Origin of the sequence: Sphingomonas sediminicola (assembly GCF_049991885.1) — a bacterium.
GTDB lineage: Bacteria > Pseudomonadota > Alphaproteobacteria > Sphingomonadales > Sphingomonadaceae > Sphingomicrobium > Sphingomicrobium sediminicola.
In genome coordinates, this window is record NZ_CP178916.1 from 1,333,707 (window position 1) to 1,350,406 (window position 16,700).

The 16,700-nt window shown below is 60.3% G+C and carries 19 protein-coding genes; 10 read left to right on the forward strand and 9 right to left on the reverse strand.

Going from position 1 to position 16,700, the window contains the following annotated elements; genetic code table 11:
* The first annotated feature begins 42 nt into the window (after nt 1–42).
* On the forward strand, nt 43–681 hold the full coding sequence (locus ACMC5O_RS06895) for a PAS domain-containing protein (protein ID WP_426693490.1): 639 nt from the start codon (nt 43–45) through the stop codon (nt 679–681).
* On the opposite strand, the gene ACMC5O_RS06900 is transcribed toward ACMC5O_RS06895, so the two are convergent.
* The 3 genes from ACMC5O_RS06900 to ACMC5O_RS06910 form a co-directional block, all read right to left on the reverse strand.
* Nucleotides 665–1,579, reverse strand: coding sequence for a polyprenyl synthetase family protein (locus tag ACMC5O_RS06900; RefSeq protein WP_426693491.1), 915 nt, complete (start codon nt 1,577–1,579; stop codon nt 665–667). The two genes, ACMC5O_RS06895 and ACMC5O_RS06900, sit on opposite strands and share 17 nt — an antisense overlap.
* Nucleotides 1,576–2,520 (reverse strand): 4-hydroxy-3-methylbut-2-enyl diphosphate reductase, encoded by a 945-nt coding sequence (gene ispH / locus ACMC5O_RS06905; RefSeq protein WP_425506922.1) that lies wholly within the window; start codon nt 2,518–2,520, stop codon nt 1,576–1,578. Before ispH ends, ACMC5O_RS06900 begins: the two co-directional genes overlap by 4 nt.
* A 120-nt stretch (nt 2,521–2,640) precedes the next feature.
* Nucleotides 2,641–3,066, reverse strand: a complete 426-nt coding sequence (locus ACMC5O_RS06910) for a DUF2141 domain-containing protein (protein ID WP_187709389.1) — start codon at nt 3,064–3,066, stop codon at nt 2,641–2,643.
* Between the two features lie 50 nt (nt 3,067–3,116).
* Here ACMC5O_RS06910 and crtY point away from each other — a divergent pair, with 50 nt between their 5' ends.
* The 3 genes from crtY to ACMC5O_RS06925 are packed head-to-tail and all read left to right on the forward strand — an operon-like array spanning nt 3,117 to nt 6,603.
* Complete coding sequence (crtY, locus tag ACMC5O_RS06915) at nt 3,117–4,256, forward strand: lycopene beta-cyclase CrtY (RefSeq protein ID WP_426693492.1); 1,140 nt, start codon at nt 3,117–3,119, stop codon at nt 4,254–4,256.
* Nucleotides 4,253–5,731, forward strand: coding sequence for a phytoene desaturase (locus ACMC5O_RS06920; RefSeq protein ID WP_426693493.1), 1,479 nt, complete (start codon nt 4,253–4,255; stop codon nt 5,729–5,731). The genes crtY and ACMC5O_RS06920 overlap by 4 nt, the downstream gene beginning before the upstream one ends.
* Nucleotides 5,728–6,603: a phytoene/squalene synthase family protein gene (locus ACMC5O_RS06925; protein WP_187709386.1), complete on the forward strand. Its 876-nt coding sequence runs from the start codon at nt 5,728–5,730 to the stop codon at nt 6,601–6,603. The genes ACMC5O_RS06920 and ACMC5O_RS06925 overlap by 4 nt, the downstream gene beginning before the upstream one ends.
* Here the strand turns inward: ACMC5O_RS06925 and ACMC5O_RS06930 are convergent.
* The 4 genes from ACMC5O_RS06930 to groES form a co-directional block, all read right to left on the reverse strand.
* Nucleotides 6,566–7,312 (reverse strand): sterol desaturase family protein, encoded by a 747-nt coding sequence (locus ACMC5O_RS06930; RefSeq protein WP_426693494.1) that lies wholly within the window; start codon nt 7,310–7,312, stop codon nt 6,566–6,568. The genes ACMC5O_RS06925 and ACMC5O_RS06930 overlap by 38 nt on opposite strands.
* A 3-nt stretch (nt 7,313–7,315) precedes the next feature.
* Nucleotides 7,316–7,810 carry a sterol desaturase family protein gene (locus tag ACMC5O_RS06935; RefSeq protein ID WP_281389424.1) on the reverse strand — a complete coding sequence of 165 codons (495 nt, stop codon included), beginning with the start codon at nt 7,808–7,810 and terminating at the stop codon, nt 7,316–7,318.
* A 213-nt stretch (nt 7,811–8,023) separates the two neighbouring features.
* The gene (gene groL, locus ACMC5O_RS06940) at nt 8,024–9,643 is read right to left on the reverse strand and encodes a chaperonin GroEL (protein WP_187709385.1); all 1,620 of its coding nucleotides are present in this window, start codon (nt 9,641–9,643) and stop codon (nt 8,024–8,026) included.
* A gap of 49 nt (nt 9,644–9,692) precedes the next feature.
* Entirely contained in the window at nt 9,693–10,007 is a 315-nt protein-coding gene (gene groES / locus ACMC5O_RS06945; protein WP_187709384.1) for a co-chaperone GroES, read from the reverse strand.
* A gap of 457 nt (nt 10,008–10,464) precedes the next feature.
* Between groES and ACMC5O_RS06950 the strand changes: the two genes are divergently transcribed.
* The 5 genes from ACMC5O_RS06950 (at nt 10,465) to ACMC5O_RS06970 (ending at nt 13,303) form a co-directional block, all read left to right on the forward strand.
* Nucleotides 10,465–10,734 (forward strand): usg protein, encoded by a 270-nt coding sequence (locus ACMC5O_RS06950; RefSeq protein ID WP_187709857.1) that lies wholly within the window; start codon nt 10,465–10,467, stop codon nt 10,732–10,734.
* 156 nt (nt 10,735–10,890) lie between these two features.
* Nucleotides 10,891–11,055 (forward strand): hypothetical protein, encoded by a 165-nt coding sequence (locus ACMC5O_RS06955; protein WP_187709383.1) that lies wholly within the window; start codon nt 10,891–10,893, stop codon nt 11,053–11,055.
* Between the two features lie 150 nt (nt 11,056–11,205).
* Nucleotides 11,206–11,511, forward strand: coding sequence for a hypothetical protein (locus ACMC5O_RS06960; RefSeq protein WP_222949919.1), 306 nt, complete (start codon nt 11,206–11,208; stop codon nt 11,509–11,511).
* Between the two features lie 132 nt (nt 11,512–11,643).
* Entirely contained in the window at nt 11,644–11,919 is a 276-nt protein-coding gene (locus ACMC5O_RS06965; protein ID WP_425506898.1) for a high-potential iron-sulfur protein, read from the forward strand.
* A gap of 25 nt (nt 11,920–11,944) precedes the next feature.
* Nucleotides 11,945–13,303 (forward strand): hypothetical protein, encoded by a 1,359-nt coding sequence (locus ACMC5O_RS06970; RefSeq protein ID WP_426693495.1) that lies wholly within the window; start codon nt 11,945–11,947, stop codon nt 13,301–13,303.
* A 95-nt stretch (nt 13,304–13,398) separates the two neighbouring features.
* Here the strand turns inward: ACMC5O_RS06970 and ACMC5O_RS06975 are convergent, their stop codons facing one another.
* Complete coding sequence (locus ACMC5O_RS06975) at nt 13,399–14,391, reverse strand: M14 family metallopeptidase (protein ID WP_222949918.1); 993 nt, start codon at nt 14,389–14,391, stop codon at nt 13,399–13,401.
* 23 nt (nt 14,392–14,414) lie between these two features.
* Nucleotides 14,415–15,836 carry a hypothetical protein gene (locus tag ACMC5O_RS06980; protein ID WP_426693496.1) on the reverse strand — a complete coding sequence of 474 codons (1,422 nt, stop codon included), beginning with the start codon at nt 15,834–15,836 and terminating at the stop codon, nt 14,415–14,417.
* Nucleotides 15,837–16,001: 165 nt separating this feature from the next.
* Between ACMC5O_RS06980 and ACMC5O_RS06985 the strand changes: the two genes are divergently transcribed.
* A complete protein-coding gene (locus ACMC5O_RS06985; RefSeq protein WP_187709376.1) occupies nt 16,002–16,556 on the forward strand; it encodes a lipocalin family protein in 555 nt (184 codons plus the stop codon).
* Nucleotides 16,557–16,700 lie beyond the last annotated feature (144 nt).

Here is a 16,700-nt window from a genome sequence, read left to right on the forward strand (position 1 = left end):
AGTGAACTTGATTCGAAGCAGACCGCCACGTAACCGGGCGTAATGCAGGGTTCGGCGGGTCACGTAGAGCTGAGAGAACTTCGCGCCTCTATCCACCGCACGCCAATCGCAACCATCGTCACCGACAATCGCGCAACGGACAATCCGATCGTAGAGGTCAACGATGCGTTCCTGAGGCTCACCGGCTATGAACGAGAGGAAGTTGTAGGGCTCAACTGCCGTTTTCTCGCCGGTCGGGGATCGGAGCCGGAAGCTCAGGCCGCACTTCGGGCGGCGGTCGCGAATGGCGCACCGACGATTGTCGAGATCACCAATTATCGGAAGGACGGCACTCCTTTCCGCAACGCCGTCATGCTCGCACCGGTATTTGGCGAGGATGGCTCGGTTGCCATGTTCATCGGCTCACAGATGGAAGTTCAATCTGGCGACGGAGCGGGGGCCGGACTGCGCGAGACACAGGCGCGCATGCTAGTCGGAAAGTTGACGCCGCGACTGCGGCAAACTCTGGAACTGATGGCGATGGGCTATCGCAACAAGCAGATCGGCGGCTTCCTGGGCATCGAAGAGAAGACCGTCAAAATGCATAGGGCACGGATGATAGAAGCGCTCGGCGTGAGGACCTCCGCCGACGCTATCCGGATCGCCGTGGAGGCTGGGATCGTCCCTAGCGGTCGCGACTGATCGCGAACCGGGCGATTGCAGCCAGAAGATCGGCGGCTTGTCCGAATGCATGGAGGTGCTCGATCGCTTGATCGACGAGAATTTGAGCTTGGTGACGGGCACGCTCCTCGCCGAGCAGTGTGACGAAGGTCTCCTTGCCTTGCGCCTCATCCTTGCGGAGGCGTTTCCCCACGGAAGAAGGATCGCCTGAAACGTCGAGCAAATCGTCTGTGATCTGGAAGGCCAATCCCAAATTCTGCGCATAGCCCCGCAGACTGGTTCGTTCCTCGGTCCCAGCACGACCGAGGATGGCGCCGCACTCAACCGACCACCCAATCAGGGCTCCCGTCTTCAACCTCTGCAGCCGAGCAATTGCCTCCATGTCTGCAGGCTGCTCCATCGGCATGAGATCGAGCATCTGGCCCCCCGCCATGCCGTAGGCACCTGCCGCGTGCGCAAGGTCTCTGACCAGCTCCACACGCACCTCCGCCAAAGGGTGGGTTTCGGGGTCGGAGAGGATCTCGAATGCGAGTGCGAGCAATGAGTCGCCCGCCAGTACGGCCGTCGCCTCATCGAATGCAACGTGCACTGTTGGCTTTCCGCGCCTCAGATCGTCGTCGTCCATGCAAGGAAGGTCATCGTGAATGAGCGAGTGCACGTGAATGCATTCGACGGCGAGTCCCGCGCGGACGGATAGATGCCGGGATACGCCGAAAATGTCGGCGGAGGCACACGCCAAGAGGGGCCGAAGGCGTTTGCCTCCACCTATTGCGGCGTGACGCATCGCATTCAGAAGTCGGGCGCTGGGATCGGAGGGTATAACCAGCACTCTTTCGAACAATGCGTCGATGTCCGCCGCAATCTTCGCAAGCGGTAGGTCTATTCGGGGTACATCCCGTGCAATTTCCGCTGTTCTCATGCGATCGCCATGCGTTTGAAGACGGTGGTTTCGGTCCCGGAGCCGAGCTCTTCCACGATCATGCGGTACCGGGCGCCCAGCGCGGACAGAATTGACTGCACGCTGGTCTCAGGAGTTGATGCGGCCGCAGTAATCCCAATCACTCCGCTCTTCGGCAGGCCGCTCCAGTCGATTTCATCGGACCCCGCGACCAGCTGCACATTATTGCAGTGGGCGCTCGCCACCTCGGCCAGCCGGCAAGCGTTCGAAGAGAATTGCTCTCCTGCAACGATGATCGCGTCGCTCTGCAGGGCCACTTCCCGGACGGCCGCCTGACGGTTGGTGGTCGCGTAGCAAATGTCGCTGGAAGCTGGGCCAACAAGGTCGGCGAAGCGAAGATGCAGAGCCTGAATGATGGTCCGCGCGTCATCGACCGAGTAGGTCGTCTGGACGGCATAGGCGGCCGGTTCATGACTTGAGATCGGCAAGTTCTCGACCTCGTCGACGCTGTTTACGACATGCTTGCGGACGGACGAGACGTGACCCAGGGTGCCCTCAATCTCCGGGTGCCCCTTGTGGCCTATCAGGATGATCTGACGTCCTCGGCGCTGGTGGCGCTCGACTTCGCGGTGGACCTTTGCGACCAGCGGACAGACGGCGTCATAAGCGATCAGCCCTCGCTTCTGGGCATCGGCCAGGATCGCCGGCGACACGCCATGCGCTGAGAAAACGACGACGCCGCCGGCCGGCACTTCGTCCAACTCCTGGACGAACACGGCCCCTTCCGCTTCCAGCGATCGGACGACTTCTAGATTATGGACGATTGCACGGCGCACAAAGACGGGGGTTCCATGCTTGGCAAGAGCATCCCGGACTGCGTCGATTGCCCTGCGCACCCCTGCACAAAAACCTCGCGGCGCCGCGAGAATGACACGGATTTCCGGCCTTTCTTCCGCAAGCAATTGGGAGCCTGGGGAAGTTCGGGGAATGTCGGTAGAACGCAAGTCGAGCATCGCCTTCCGAAACAGCATATACCCCCAGCATTGCAGGGTAAGTCTCTGAATTCCGCGAATCTATATGGGCTAAAGCAGGTATTGCATGCGCACGCTCGTGCGAGTGAAGCCGGACGTAAGTTCAATGCTCACCTTTTCGAAACGCGGCGGCCCGAAGCGGATCCCAGGATTTCGCGAGAAGCCGAAGCCCTCTCTTGGGATTCCGACCAGCGTATCGAGCTTCTGGTTGGCGTTTTCGTCATGAAAAACGGACAAGGCATAGCGACCGGCGGGCACCCCAGTGAACTGGATCCTTCGAATGTCCGCCGGAACAGATTGCTTGAACGCGTCGGGATCTGCCTTGCAGTTCGGGAAGTGCGCCGGGTTTCGGGTCATGCACAAGCGAATGGCTCCGTGCGTGTTACGAAGCGCCGTCAAATCGACTTCGACCGTAGCGGCAGGAGCAGTCGCCGAAATCAGCGGAATAGCGACCAGAAGCGTGGCAAATCGTGTCATTCGTCAATTGCTTATCAGCGGCCGGAGGATTTCGCCACGCGGGTGATGAAGTGAGCCGGATCATAATCGCAGGCGGAGGGCTCTCGGGTTCTCTCGCCGCTCTCGCGCTCGCGAGACGTCGACCGAGGACCGAGCTGCTACTCGTCGAGCAGGGCGAAACTTTCGGCGGAAACCACACTTGGTCGTTCTTCGAATCCGACGTCCCGCCAAAGGTCCGCTGGGTGCTCCAGGGAGTCGAGGCGACCCATTGGCCTGCGCACGAGGTCCATTTCCCCAGGCGCAGCAGAAAGATCGACGTCGGTTACACCGGCATTCGTTCGATCCACCTCGACGACGCCGTCCGCGCCGGGTTGCGTCCCGAACAGTTTCGCTTGAATGCGCGGATCCAGGCCGTGGAGCCGTGCGCGATTACGCTGGACGGCGAAACGATCGAGGCCGACGCGGTAATTGATGCACGAGGCCCGTCATCGATGTCAGGCCTCGAGCTGGGGTGGCAGAAGTTCGTCGGCCGCTACTACCGCTTCCCCCGGCCGCACGGCATGTCGCTCCCTATTATCATGGACGCGACCGTCGAGCAGGTCGACGGCTACCGCTTCATCTATCAGCTGCCGGTCAGCCCGACCGATCTGCTGATCGAGGATACTTATTACTCCCGCACCCCGGTTTTGGATCAGGCGGCATTGCGGGGCCGGATCGATCAGCTGGCCATGAGGTTGGGCGGGGGTTCTCCAGAGGTCCTAGATGAAGAGAGCGGCGTCCTGCCCATCGTGCTCGGCGGGGATGTCGAGACGCTCTGGCGAAGCGGACAGGTGGCGCGCCTTGGACTTCGCGGCGGATTCTTCCACCCGACCACGAGCTATTCGCTCCCCGATGCGGTCGCCAATGCTGCGCTCCTCGCCCAGCAAGATGAGCTCACGAGTGAGGCGCTGCACGCGGTTTTCCACAAACGGGCACAGCAGCTTTGGCAGGACAGAGCCTTTTTCCGACTTCTCAACCGCATGCTCTTCTACGCGGCCGAGCCTGATCAGGCGTACCGCGTTCTCGAACATTTCTACCGGCTACCGCCGGCGGTCATCTCCCGCTTTTACGCTGCCCAGCTCTCGGGCTTCGACAAGGTCCGCATTTTCAGCGGCAAGCCTCCGGTTTCGATCGGCCGCGCTTTGTCGGCTTTGCGCAGGAGCGCGGCATGAAGCGGAAAGCCGCGGTCATCGGCTCCGGCTTCGGTGGGCTGGCGCTAGCGATTCGATTGCAGTCGGCCGGGATCGACACGACGGTAATCGAGGCCCGCGACAAGCCCGGCGGCCGTGCTTATTCCTGGGAGAAGGACGGCCACGTCTTCGATGCCGGCCCGACGGTCATTACCGACCCAGCCTGCCTCAGGGAGCTTTGGGAGCTGACCGGCGCCGACATGGCGCGCGATGTCAGCCTCGTCCCGGTGTCGCCTTTCTACCGCCTTTCTTGGCCGGACGGCACGACGTTCGATTACGTCAATGACGACGAGGAACTTGGCCGGCAGATCGCTGCTCTGGAGCCCGCGGATGTCGCAGGATACCAGCGTTTCCTGCGTTATTCGGAAGGTGTTTACGCCGAGGGATACGAGAAGCTCGGCGCTGTTCCTTTTCTCGACTTCAAGTCCATGCTGCACGCGGCTCCGAAACTCGCGCGGTACCAAGCTTGGCGATCAGTTTACTCCATCGTTTCGCGCTTCGTCCGCAACGAGAAATTGAGGCAGGCGCTGTCGTTTCACAGCCTGCTCGTCGGCGGCAATCCGATGACGGCAAGCGCGATCTATACGCTCATCCACAAGCTCGAACGCGACGGCGGAGTGTGGTTCGCAAAAGGCGGAACTAACCAGCTAGTATCCGGCATGGTCAAGCATCTGGAGAGGCTTGGCGGTTCAGTTCGATTGGGCGACCCTGTCGCCGGCATCGCCACGAAGGAGGATCGCGCCACTTCCGTTCGTACTCGGAGCGGTTGGGAGGAATCGTTCGATGCGGTCGCCTCAAACGCCGATGTCGTTCGAACCTACGACATGCTTCGACATCGTTCGGCCAAGCGCAGCTCCGCCAAGCTCAAGCGCAAGCGCTTCTCGCCGTCTCTTTTCGTGGTCCACTTTTCGACTGATGGTAATTGGCCCGAGGTGTCGCACCACAGCATCCTGTTCGGCCCCCGTTATGCTGAGCTGCTGAAAGAGATTTACGGCGGCAACTCGCTCCCTGAAGACCCGTCAATCTATTTGCATCATCCGACCGCGACGGATGCCTCGATGGCGCCCGCCGGCCGCTCGACATTCTATGCTCTGGCGCCCGTGCCCCACCTCGGGCGGGCCGACATCGACTGGGAAGTCGAAGGGCCGGCATATTCGCGCCGCCTTCTAGAAATCCTCGAGCAGCGGATGCTCCCGGGTCTCAGGGACAGGCTCGGCGAAGTCTTTCATTTCGGGCCCGCCGATTTCGAGCACGAGCTTAACTCCCACCTGGGATCCGCGTTCAGCCTCGAACCAATCCTGACTCAGAGCGCCTACTTTCGGGTCCACAATCGCGACGACGTCATCGGCAACCTCTACTTCGTTGGAGCTGGGACTCACCCCGGTGCCGGGATCCCCGGCGTGGTTGGAAGCGCCAAGGCAACGGCGGGACTGATGATCAAGGACCTTGCCGCATGACTCGCGATGAGATCGTTGCCGGCGCGTACGAGGTCATTCAAAGCGGCTCCAAGTCCTTTCGCGCCGCCAGCCGGCTGTTCGACCGCACCACCCGCGAAAGGGCGTGGCTGCTCTATTGCTGGTGCCGGCATTGTGACGACGTCTGTGACGGTCAGACCTACGGTTTCGCCGGCGGCTTCCGTGGCAACGTCGCTGTCCTTCGCGGGAAGACGCATCGGGCGGTCGCGGGCGAAGCCACGGCCGAATTGCCGTTCCAGGCCCTGTCGCTGCTGCTCTCCGAATGTCCGATCCCCGAACGCTTCCTCGAAGATCATCTGCGCGGCTTTGCTCTCGATGAGTCCGGCTGGCAGCCCGTCACGGAACAGGATCTCGCGACGTACTGCTATTATGTCGCCGGCGCCGTCGGATGCATGATGGCCATTCTGATGGGTGTGCCGGCGGATGATGAGGAGACGCTGGAGCGAGCCGCCGACCTCGGGATCGCCTTCCAGCTTTCGAACATCGCGCGCGACGTACGCGAGGACCTGGAAGCTGGTCGATGCTACTTGCCCAGCGACTGGATGGCCGAGTTCGGAATTACTCGAACGACCCTTTTCGATCCGGAGAATGAGACGGCACTCGTGGCGATCGTCAAACGGCTGATCGACGGAGTTTCGATCTACGAAGAGAGCGCTCGTCTCGGGGTAGAAAAGCTTCCGTTCCGCTCACGCCTTGCGGTCTTGTCTGCGTTGCGCATCTACGGAGCGATCGGGCGTCGCGTCGGCCGACTGGGCAGCGCTGCCTGGGATCAGCGCGTGACCGTCGGCAAGATGCAGAAGCTGGCGTATGTCGTGCCTAGTTTCGCAGAGGCCGTGGCGACGGGTCGATCATAAATTCCCCAAGACCGCGGTCCGTGCCGCACAGTCGATCCCAGAACCGGAAGTACAATCCGTAATTGCAGAGATGTTTTTCATGATGTCGCTGGTGGTGGCTGGCGGTTATCAACCATCGACCGGCGGGCCCACGGACAAGCCAGTTCGGGAATAGCTCCCAACCCATATGATTGGTGACCCCCATCACCGTCATGATCAGCAGCACCGCGAGCAAGGCCCCATAATGGATCGGAATGAGCAGGACGAGCGAGGGGACCAGCACGGCCCCCGTAATGGATTCCCATGGATGGAAGCTCATCGCCGCCCACGCGGTTGGATTCCGGCTTGCATGATGAACCGCATGCATTCTCTTGTAGATGCGAGGCCGATGCATGAACCGGTGCGTCCAGTAAAACCAACTGTCGTGAAGCAGCAGGCAGACGACCACGGATCCTGGTAGCCACCACAACGGATAGTCTGTGACGTCGGCATAGATGCGCGTCCAACCACGCGCCTGCCAACCCCACGCAAGCAAACCAGCGGGCGCCGCATAGATGAAGGCGCTCGCAAGGGACCAACCGATTTCCTTGCGGATCTGATCGCTGCGGTCGTCGTAAAAGCCTGGCAACCGACGCTCCGTGAGCCACGCAAATGCTCCGCTGACCGCCAGATAGCGGACGCCAACGATAATTGTCATCGCGAACACGGAAAGGATCAGTGCGGTCAGCATGTTTTAGCGACGAGGCTCGCGGACAGTCGCTTGCTTGCTCTCGCCAAGCTGCCGCTTCAAACGGTCCGCAGGCGGCGCCCACAGGAAGCCAAAGCTCACCGAGCCGTGCTTACCGCTGGTTGCGTGGTGCAATCGGTGCGCTTGAATGATCCGCTTCATGTAGGTCGAGCGCGCTACGTAACGATGGTCAATGCGTTGATGGACGATGACGTCGTGAAACCCGAAATAGATCGCGCCGTAGGCCGCGATGCCCGCACCCACCCACACGGCCCAGCTTCCCCAGCCAAGCTGCACGCCTCCAAGCAGAAGGACGATCGAGGGAATTGCGAAGATCAGCGCATACAGGTCGTTGAGCTCAAACAGCGTATCCCTACGGCGATGGTGGCTCGCGTGCAGGAACCAGCCCGGCCCATGCATCACCCAACGATGTGCCGCGTAAGCAACGGCCTCCATCGCAAGAATGGTGCCCAAAAACAGAAATATGCCGGCGACAGTCACTGGGCGTCCTATAGACCTGCCGACACCGGGTTCGAAGCGGTCTTTAGGCCGTATGAAACGCCCTTAGGCCGATCCGAATGTCCGCAATGGGTGGAAAGCGGACTTGGCGCCAATGACTGGACCGGGTGAAGTCCTATACTAGTGTGGATGCACTCTCCACTATAAACCAAGTAGGATTGAGGAGCGCAGCCAGGCTGCGCTCCTCGTCCTTCTTCAGAAGTCCATCGCGGGGACCGACGGCGATTTCTCTTCCTTGGGTACCTCCGCAACGAGCGCTTCCGTGGTGATCAGCAGGGAAGCCACGGACGACGCGTCCTGCAGCGCTGTGCGGACGACCTTGGCCGGGTCGATGACACCTGCCTTGACGAGATCCTCGTAGGTACCGGTGGCGGCATTGAAGCCCCACCCATACTCGTCGGTCTCCAGCAGCTTGCCAACGACGTAGGCACCGTCTTCGCCAGCATTCTCCGCGATCTGGCGCGCGGGAGCCCGCAGCGCACGGCGGACAATGTCGACGCCCGACTGCTGATCGTCATTCGCTGTCTTCAACCCGTCGAGCGCCTTGATCGCTCTCAGCAGCGGAATGCCGCCTCCAGGAAGGATGCCTTCCTCTACGGCCGCGCGGGTCGCATGGAGCGCGTCATCGACGCGATCCTTCTTCTCCTTGACCTCGACTTCCGTCGCTCCGCCGACGCGAATGACCGCCACACCTCCAGCGAGCTTGGCAAGGCGCTCATGCAGCTTCTCACGATCATAGTCGCTGGTGGTCGTTTCGATTTGCTGTCGGATCTGCGCAACGCGGGACTCAATGTCCGCCTTGGCGCCGGCACCGTCGATGATTGTTGTATTATCCTTGTCGATCGCGACCTTCTTGGCGCGTCCGAGCATGTCGATCGTGACGTTCTCGAGCTTTGTGCCAAGTTCCTCGCTAACGACGTTGCCGCCTGTCAGGATCGCAATGTCTTCCAGCATCGCCTTGCGACGATCGCCGAAGCCCGGCGCCTTGACCGCCGCGACCTTGAGGCCGCCGCGCAGCTTGTTGACCACAAGCGTCGCAAGCGCCTCACCTTCGACGTCCTCGGCTATGATCAACAGCGGCCGGCCGGACTGGACGACCTTCTCTAGGAGCGGGATCAGAGCCTGGAGATTGGAGAGCTTCTTCTCGTGGATCAGGATGTAGGGATCGTCCAGTTCCACCTTGAGCTTCTCAGAGTTGGTAATGAAGTAGGGCGACAGATAACCGCGGTCGAACTGCATGCCTTCAACCGTCTCCAGTTCCGTCTCCAGGCTCTTCGCCTCCTCGACGGTGATCACGCCCTCGTTCCCGACCTTCTCCATGGCCTCTGCGAGGATGCGCCCGACCTCTTCGTCGCCATTGGCGGAGATCGTCGCCACCTGCGCGATTTCATGGTTCGCGCCCACGGTACGTGCATGGCTCTCGAGGTCCTTGACGACCGCAGCGACGGCCAAATCGATGCCGCGCTTGACATCCATCGGGTTCATGCCGGCGGCGACCGCCTTCGAGCCCTCACGGACGATTGCCTGAGCGAGCACGGTAGCGGTGGTGGTACCGTCGCCAGCGCGGTCGTTCTGCTTGTTGGCGACCTCGCGCAGCATCTGAGCACCCATGTTTTCGAACTTGTCGGCGAGTTCGATCTCCTTCGCGACCGTCACGCCGTCCTTGGTGATGCGCGGTGCACCGAAGCTCTTATCGATCACCACGTTGCGGCCCTTCGGACCCAGAGTCACCTTCACTGCGTTCGCAAGAGTATCCACGCCACGCAGCATGCGATCGCGCGCGTCCGACGCAAATTTCACTTCCTTGGCAGCCATTCTGCCCAAACTCCTTTCTATAGTTTCAGCTTGTTGGAAGTCGCGAGGGTTAAGCCGCGCGCTTGAGCGCAGCTTCCACCTCGATCACTCCGAGGATGTCGCTTTCTTTCATGATCAGCAGATCCTCGCCGTCGATCTTGACCTCGGTCCCCGACCATTTGCCGAAAAGGATGCGGTCGCCCTGTGCGACCGACAGCTCAACGAGCTTGCCGTTCTCATCCCGGGCGCCTGGGCCGACGGCGACAACCTCGCCCTCCTGCGGCTTTTCCTTTGCGGTGTCGGGAATGATGATGCCGCCCGAGGTCTTTTCCTCGGCCTCGATACGGCGGACGACCACCCGGTCGTGCAAGGGGCGGAAATGCATGCATTAACCTCCAGTTGCAAAACGTGAATGTCATCGCCGGGCATCCGCTGAGGACGCCAGGCGGCGGCGGATTTTGGAGTTCGAAATCCCTCGTTCAAGACCCGGAACGAAAATTTTTGGCGCTCGTTGGCACGAAGTGCCAAATTCCGCAGGAACTCGCCCCGGGAGCGGCTCTTTTACATCTTGACGGGAGCGCCTGACGGACAAAAATTCCAGCGGGCCAACAGGCCCTTGAGCCTTAGGAGCGGCAGTTTGGAAGGAGGATTACAGTGTCGCGACAAGTCTTTCCGAGCGATCACCCATTCAAGGCAGAGTTGCGGCCAAGTTTCGAGCCCGAGGTCCAGCGTGCGATCCTCGCTCGCCTGACGTCCAGCGCAGCGCCACGTTCGCCGCGCAGCTTCGGCACCCCCGGGTATGATCTGGTTTCTAAAGGGCCCCACGATGGCACTGCGCCGGCATGACCGATCGCGCGTTCGTCGAGCAGATGGGCGGATCCGGGCTCACGACGGCGGAGATTTATTACTATCGGCCGGATGCGCAGTCACTGCTCCAGTTGTTCGTCTGGCAGGAGTATGATCTGGCGCCGGATTTTCCGGTCCTGTTTCAATTCCTTGAGAATTGGCAGCAGCAATTGGAAGGCGCACTTCACTCGGTCAGCATTTCGCACCAGAGGCTGATAAAGCCCGCCGAATTGCGCGCTGTCGGTGGAATTCTCAGATTACCATAATGCTCAAGCGGTCGACGGGTGGTTGTGGCAGCCGTGGCCCGATGCTGTCGCGGCAAGTTTGGGTGGAAAGGGACATTAGCGACGCTGTGTCGATAGGTGCGCAATCGCGATGGGTGAGACGCCAGGGGCTTTTGGAGCCAGCAGCGCGATTCAGGCTTGCTGTCGCTCGTTATCCTGTTGGCCTCGCCGAGCTTCGAATGTGCGAATGTCCGCTTCGGCCTCATCGGCCATTTGCCTGAGGACGCCTTCAGTGTGTGGATCATTGATCATCGCCGCAAGACGACGACACTGCGCCACCCGGTTCCGCGCCTTCTGAACTAGGTCTTCGTCACTCATCGCCCGCTAAACGCACTCGGCTTCGGCTTGTTGCAATGTCTGCTTTGGTCGAGGGCAGACATTGCAAAATGCATCGTCACTGGCTTGAGATGCTCAGGGCTAGGTGGCGTGGAGCCACTTCTGTGAGGTGCTTTGATGCTCTCTGTTCCGAAGACCCCAATGGAGGCACTCGCGATCTTCCGCAGCCCAGACGCAGAAGACTGGGAGCGCGACTATGCCGCTTTGATGATTGCTTCGCTCGATGAAGCGCTTCCTGACCTGGTGGCGATGGCGCGCGACAACACTGCAAGCGAGATGTTGCAGCAGAGAGCGGCAGAGGCTCTTTCGTTCGCTTGGAGGGATCGCGACATACTTTGGACAGCCGATATATCCGGCTTCACGCCGGCCGCTCGTCAGGAAATACTTTTCCGCCGAGGCGAGGGACCGCCGTTCCGAGGCTGATCCTCAATGTCCGCAATGGGTAAGAAGCGGACATGAGTTCACCGGTCAGACACATCTGAGCTTACGCGAATCTACTTATTTCGCAGCCACTCCGATTAGGGCCAACTAGCACACAGCGCCGGAGTTGTTGCCATGTCAGAGCACGAGAGGTTTGGGCTAGTTTCTCGCAGGGACCTCCTCAACATCGCTGCGGTCGGAGCTAGCGCCTTGGTCACATCGGGCGTGAGCTACGCTGCATCAGCAGCGCCCAAGAAATTCACGCAGAAGCAAGCCCACTATCAGCCGATTCCGAAATCCGGGCAGCGCTGCCAGACATGCGCGCTCTGGCAGCCGCCGACTGATTGCCAGCAAGTCGAAGGACCGGTCAGCCCTGCTGGTTGGTGCATCCTTTACGTTCGGAAGAGCTGAACATCATGGCCAGAGGGGCGGCGGCATGACGATACGGGTCAGTTGGGTATCGACCTTTCTCCCAGGAGCGGTCCTCTTCGGAATCGCCTTGGCATTCCATCGCCCGGCACAAGCCGTTCCCGCTTTTGCAGAGCAGACAGGACGCAATTGCGCCGCTTGCCACGTAGGCGGCTTCGGACCCGAACTCACTCAGTTCGGGCGCGAGTTCAAACTGGGCGGCTATACGCTGCGCATGCATAAATCAGTGCCACTCTCGGCGATGGCAATCGCCTCATGGACGCATACGCAGAAGGATCAGGTTCCACCGCCGGAGCACTTAAGTCGCAACAACAATCTGGTGCTTGATCAAGCTAGTCTGTTTGTCGCCGGCGGAATCGGTGAACATCTTGGCGGCTTTGCCCAGCTCGTCACCTATGACGGCGTCGAACATGCTTGGTCGTGGGACAACATAGACATTCGCGCCGTCACGAACGCCAAGCTGTTCGGCCAGGATTCGATCCTCGGGCTGACACTGAACAACAATCCGACCGCCCAGGATCCTTGGAATACACTACCGGCATGGGGATTTCCATTTACGGAGACCGCGGTCTCACAGACACCGGGAGCCGGAGAGTTGATCGACGATCCTCTGGCCGGAAACGCGTTGGGACTCACCGCCTATGTTTGGTTCGACCACAAATTCTATGCCGAAGTCGGAGGCTATTCGAGTCCATCCCGCGGGTTCCTCGATTTCGTCGGCATGGATCCGGAAGACCCCGGCTCGCTTCACGGAATCGCGCCCTACGGACGCATTGCCTATCAGGCCGACCTCGCTGGCGGGACCTTCGAAGTCGGGGCGAATGTACTTAAGGCGGCGATCTTCCCGGAGCGCGATCGCTCGAGTGGTTTAACCGACCGTTACACCGACTGGGGACTCGACAGCTCGTGGCTAAAATCGATGGGTAAATCCGACTCATTCAGCGCCCATGTCCGCTTCGAGCATGAGAGAGGCAACCTGCGCGCGAGCTGCGCGCTTGTACTCGTCGGCGACGGCACCGACACAAACTGCGGGCGTTATGACCTGAACGAGTGGCGTGCGGCGGTTCGCTATAACTGGCACGACAAGGTCGGTGTGACGGTGTCTCCGTTCAGCATCAGCGGCTCTCGAGACTTCGATTTGTACGACGGCAATGGCCGGCCCGATAGCAATGGGGTGCTCGGCCAGATAGACTTCACACCGTGGGGCGCCGAAAATTCCCCCCTGGGCCCGAGGTTCAATGCGAGATTGGGTGTTCAATACACGCTCTACGGCAAATTCAATGGCCGCCGGCACAACTATGACTTCGCGGGCGCTAACGCGCGTGACAACAACGCCCTCCGACTCTTCACTTGGGTCGCTTTCTAAAACAACGCCGGCGATGCGCGATAAGCCTAGCTCAGGATTGGTCGTTTATAGGCCGGCCCGGTAAGAGTTCAAACCGGAGTCAGATGTGAAGAAATTCAAAGGCGCTCCATGAGATAGCAGAAGCAGTCCTGCCTCACTATGCGCGGCACTACCGTGAGCATGGCGGGCACAGCTTGCTTGCGGAGTTTCAACTTGCCCCCGCTTGTTTCGAAATAATGCGCCGCTACATCGAGCCCCCTCTCATCAATCATCTGTAGCGGCATTTGATGCCGGGTTTCCCCCAACACTGTTCCGGGCTTCAACTCTCGGAAATTGTTCTTGTCGAGGGCCGGGTCGAAGCGAACTTCGGCCTCGCCCACTCCGAACCCGAAGCTTACGTCCTCTCTTACGCGAACAACGCCGAGCGTGTGGTAGAGCTCGAGCATAATCCGTTCATTTGCGCCGTTCGGCAACTCGTCGAGATTCAGCGCTTCGTCGAGGAAGCGGGCTCCTGCTTGTGCGTTGGCTGCTTCGCCCGGCAGTCCGCATTCGGCGGTGATTGCCGGGATTAGGCCGGCGAACGAAGCGGTCTGGCTGCCCAAGATGCCGCGGAAGCAGACCGCGCGCCGCGAGAACAACGCGGCCAGACCGAGCGTGGGAGGATCGAAATTGCAAACGACGGCATAATGTGGGTTGCGGCCTGTATTGTTGTGGAGGTCGATGGCGGCCACGGCGTGCCGAGCCAGCGCCCGCGCATGAACTTTGGCCATCATCCCGGCTTCCGGCGTGTCGCCTTGGTTCGGCGTTCCGGGCCAGATGCGATTATAGTCTGGCTGATCGTCCAGCCGGCGCAGCCCATGGCGCGCCGCCTCAACATTCCCGATCAGCAGCATCAGCGAGCGCGGGAGCACCCGACCCCGGTAGCCATTCATGACGCGCTGAATTGCGCCCAGGCCCGAGTCCTCATTGCCATGCAGCAGGATCGAAACGAACAGGGGTGATCCGCGTTCGCCCGCCAGCTCGATGAGCGTTGGCCCGTCCAACACCTGGTGCAGATCGCGCGCGTGGCAGTCGAGAAAGCCGTCGGGGAGGGCGTCGAGTATGGCCAAGCCGGTTGTCCTCGCCATGTCGCTTAAAGGGCCCATTCGTGAACCGGTCTCCCGGTCCTCTGGTTCTCGACATAAGCAGCCGTTAGCTTGTGGAGGTCTCCGTACCGATCGAAATGGGCGAGCTGCCAATCCGCACCATTGCGACCGCAAGCCAGCCGCGACGAGATGATATGGAGATAATGATCAATGAGGTCATCATCCATCCCCTGCGCGGCCAGTCCCTCGGCCGCCAGTGGGAGGATCTCGCTCAGAACACCGCGGATAGAGCGTTTCCCGGTCCCGTTCAGCCAATGAATTTCGGCGTCGAGACCGAAGCGAGCAGCTTCGTAGAAATTCTCCCGCATTGATGCAAAAGGCAGCATCGCTTCAGCATTGTCGAGCTCACGCGCGAGCACGTGGACTGCGCCGAAATAGAGTGCGGCATTGGCCATCATGTCGCGCACCGTTGGCCCGGCCGGAAGGACGCGCTGCTCGATCCTGATGTGGGGCGTTCCGTCCGGGTCAAAACCGACAATCGGCCGGATCCAGCGCCATATCGTGCCATTGTGCAGGCGCAAGCAGGAATAACAGCGCACGGGATCCTGGGGCTCGACCGGCAAAAGGACCGGATAATCTCTCAAATTCTCCTCGAACAACTCGGTGATATCGGTCCCAGCATACTTCGTTCCCAATGTGACCCGTTGGGGACCATGAGGCTGCTGAAGCGATTGCTCGAAAATCGGAATCCGTGTTTCCCTCCAGAGCGGCTGCCCGAACAAGAAGGGCGAGTTCGCGCCGATCGCGACCAGCGGGCCAGTCAACATCAGCGACGCATTGTAGGTGCGCGATATCAAGTCCGGCGGCACCTGGAGGTGGAGCTGGAATGACGTAGCTGCCGCCTCAAGCATCACGTGCTTGAAGCAAGCGAGGAAAGGATGGCCGCCGGGAAGCGCGCAATCGATGTCTACATTCAACGGCATGCCGCCCCTAAGGCGCATCGCTTCGCGGTTGAGGGCTTGGTAGCGATGGGAAGGCGTCATTGCTTCGAGTGAAAGGTCTTGCTGTCGAAGGGTCGGCAAGGTCCCGATCGCGATTACCGTGTCGATGTCGTCATGAGCGTTGGCGGCGCAACGACGCATAGTCTCCGACAGATGCTTGTGCATGCGATGGAAGCCGGGGCCTTCAAGCCGCTCTACAGGCGCATTGATCTCGATATTGAACTGCGAAAGCTCGGCAACCACGCATGGGTCGGCGAGGCGTTCGAGAAACAATTGATTGTGTGGCGCCGGGAAGAAATTGTGGTCGATCAGCCAGATTTCGAGCTCCAGACCAATGAAGGGTCCGGCGCTTGAGGATCGGCCGGCAGCGAAGGTTTCGCGCAGTGACCCGGTCTCTTGCGCTAGCCGCCTTCGAAACCGTGCGAGATCCTCTGCGGAAAACTCGCGACCCCGGATTTCCTGGCCCATGCTGTTCACTCTCTGATGGAGGTATAGACAATGATTCCGTGAATGTCCGCAATGGGTCGAAAGCGGACACTAGCCTGCTAATGTCTGCGTTGGGTGGGAAGCGGACATTGCCCCGTGCGGACACTCGAGAGGGGAACGACCAATCACGTTCATCGTTCGGCGGCGGTGAGACTGATTTCAAAACTGTTGGCACTTGGGGGTTTCGGCCTGGCTGCCATCGGCCTTGCGGCATGCTCGACCCTGGTTTCCCGGCACCCAATCGGGAACCGTTCCGTTCCACAGCCAAACAAGCCTGTCGATCTGCAGAAGTACCTCGGCCGTTGGTATGAGATTGCCCGTTACGAACAGAGCTTCCAGAAAGGATGCGAAGGCGTAACCGCGGATTATTCGCTCCGGGCGGATGCTAGCATCGACGTGGTCAACCGGTGCCGGAAGCCCGATGGCAAGTCGAGCGAAGCACGAGGTCATGCCAAAGTGGTTGATGACGAAACCAAAGCCAAGCTGAAAGTCAGCTTTTTCGGTCCGTTCTACGGAGACTATTGGGTGCTCGATCACGCTGACGACTATGGCTGGTCGATTGTGGGTGAGCCGTCCGGGCGATATCTGTGGATATTGACCCGCGAAGCGACACCGGCAGAAGCGGAAGTCCAGAAGCTGATCGAACGTGCGAAGGACCTGGGCTACGACACGTCGATGCTACTTCGCACCAAGCAACCCTGACTGCGTCGGTTGAACCCACCTGCCGCATAGCACGGAGGAAACCCTTTCCTACAGCGGGGTTTCTGTGTTCCACAGTAGGAATGGCCGGTTCCGTCGTATCTCGATCAAATCGTGAGTTCCGACTCGCGTTTGCGCCTGCCTGCG

Bases quoted from the DNA above. Each gene is read 5' to 3' on its own strand.
- ACMC5O_RS06960 (WP_222949919.1), top strand. From the start codon at position 11,206: ATGCTCTCTGTTCCGAAGACCCCAATGGAGGCACTCGCGATCTTCCGC.
- ACMC5O_RS06920 (WP_426693493.1), top strand. From the start codon at position 4,253: ATGAAGCGGAAAGCCGCGGTCATCGGCTCCGGCTTCGGTGGGCTGGCG.
- ACMC5O_RS06950 (WP_187709857.1), top strand. From the start codon at position 10,465: ATGACCGATCGCGCGTTCGTCGAGCAGATGGGCGGATCCGGGCTCACG.
- groES (WP_187709384.1), bottom strand. From the start codon at position 10,007: ATGCATTTCCGCCCCTTGCACGACCGGGTGGTCGTCCGCCGTATCGAG.
- ACMC5O_RS06925 (WP_187709386.1), top strand. From the start codon at position 5,728: ATGACTCGCGATGAGATCGTTGCCGGCGCGTACGAGGTCATTCAAAGC.
- ACMC5O_RS06980 (WP_426693496.1), bottom strand. From the start codon at position 15,836: ATGGGCCAGGAAATCCGGGGTCGCGAGTTTTCCGCAGAGGATCTCGCA.
- ACMC5O_RS06895 (WP_426693490.1), top strand. From the start codon at position 43: ATGCAGGGTTCGGCGGGTCACGTAGAGCTGAGAGAACTTCGCGCCTCT.
- ACMC5O_RS06910 (WP_187709389.1), bottom strand. From the start codon at position 3,066: ATGACACGATTTGCCACGCTTCTGGTCGCTATTCCGCTGATTTCGGCG.
- groL (WP_187709385.1), bottom strand. From the start codon at position 9,643: ATGGCTGCCAAGGAAGTGAAATTTGCGTCGGACGCGCGCGATCGCATG.
- ACMC5O_RS06900 (WP_426693491.1), bottom strand. From the start codon at position 1,579: ATGAGAACAGCGGAAATTGCACGGGATGTACCCCGAATAGACCTACCG.
- ACMC5O_RS06965 (WP_425506898.1), top strand. From the start codon at position 11,644: ATGTCAGAGCACGAGAGGTTTGGGCTAGTTTCTCGCAGGGACCTCCTC.
- ACMC5O_RS06930 (WP_426693494.1), bottom strand. From the start codon at position 7,312: ATGCTGACCGCACTGATCCTTTCCGTGTTCGCGATGACAATTATCGTT.
- ACMC5O_RS06970 (WP_426693495.1), top strand. From the start codon at position 11,945: ATGACGATACGGGTCAGTTGGGTATCGACCTTTCTCCCAGGAGCGGTC.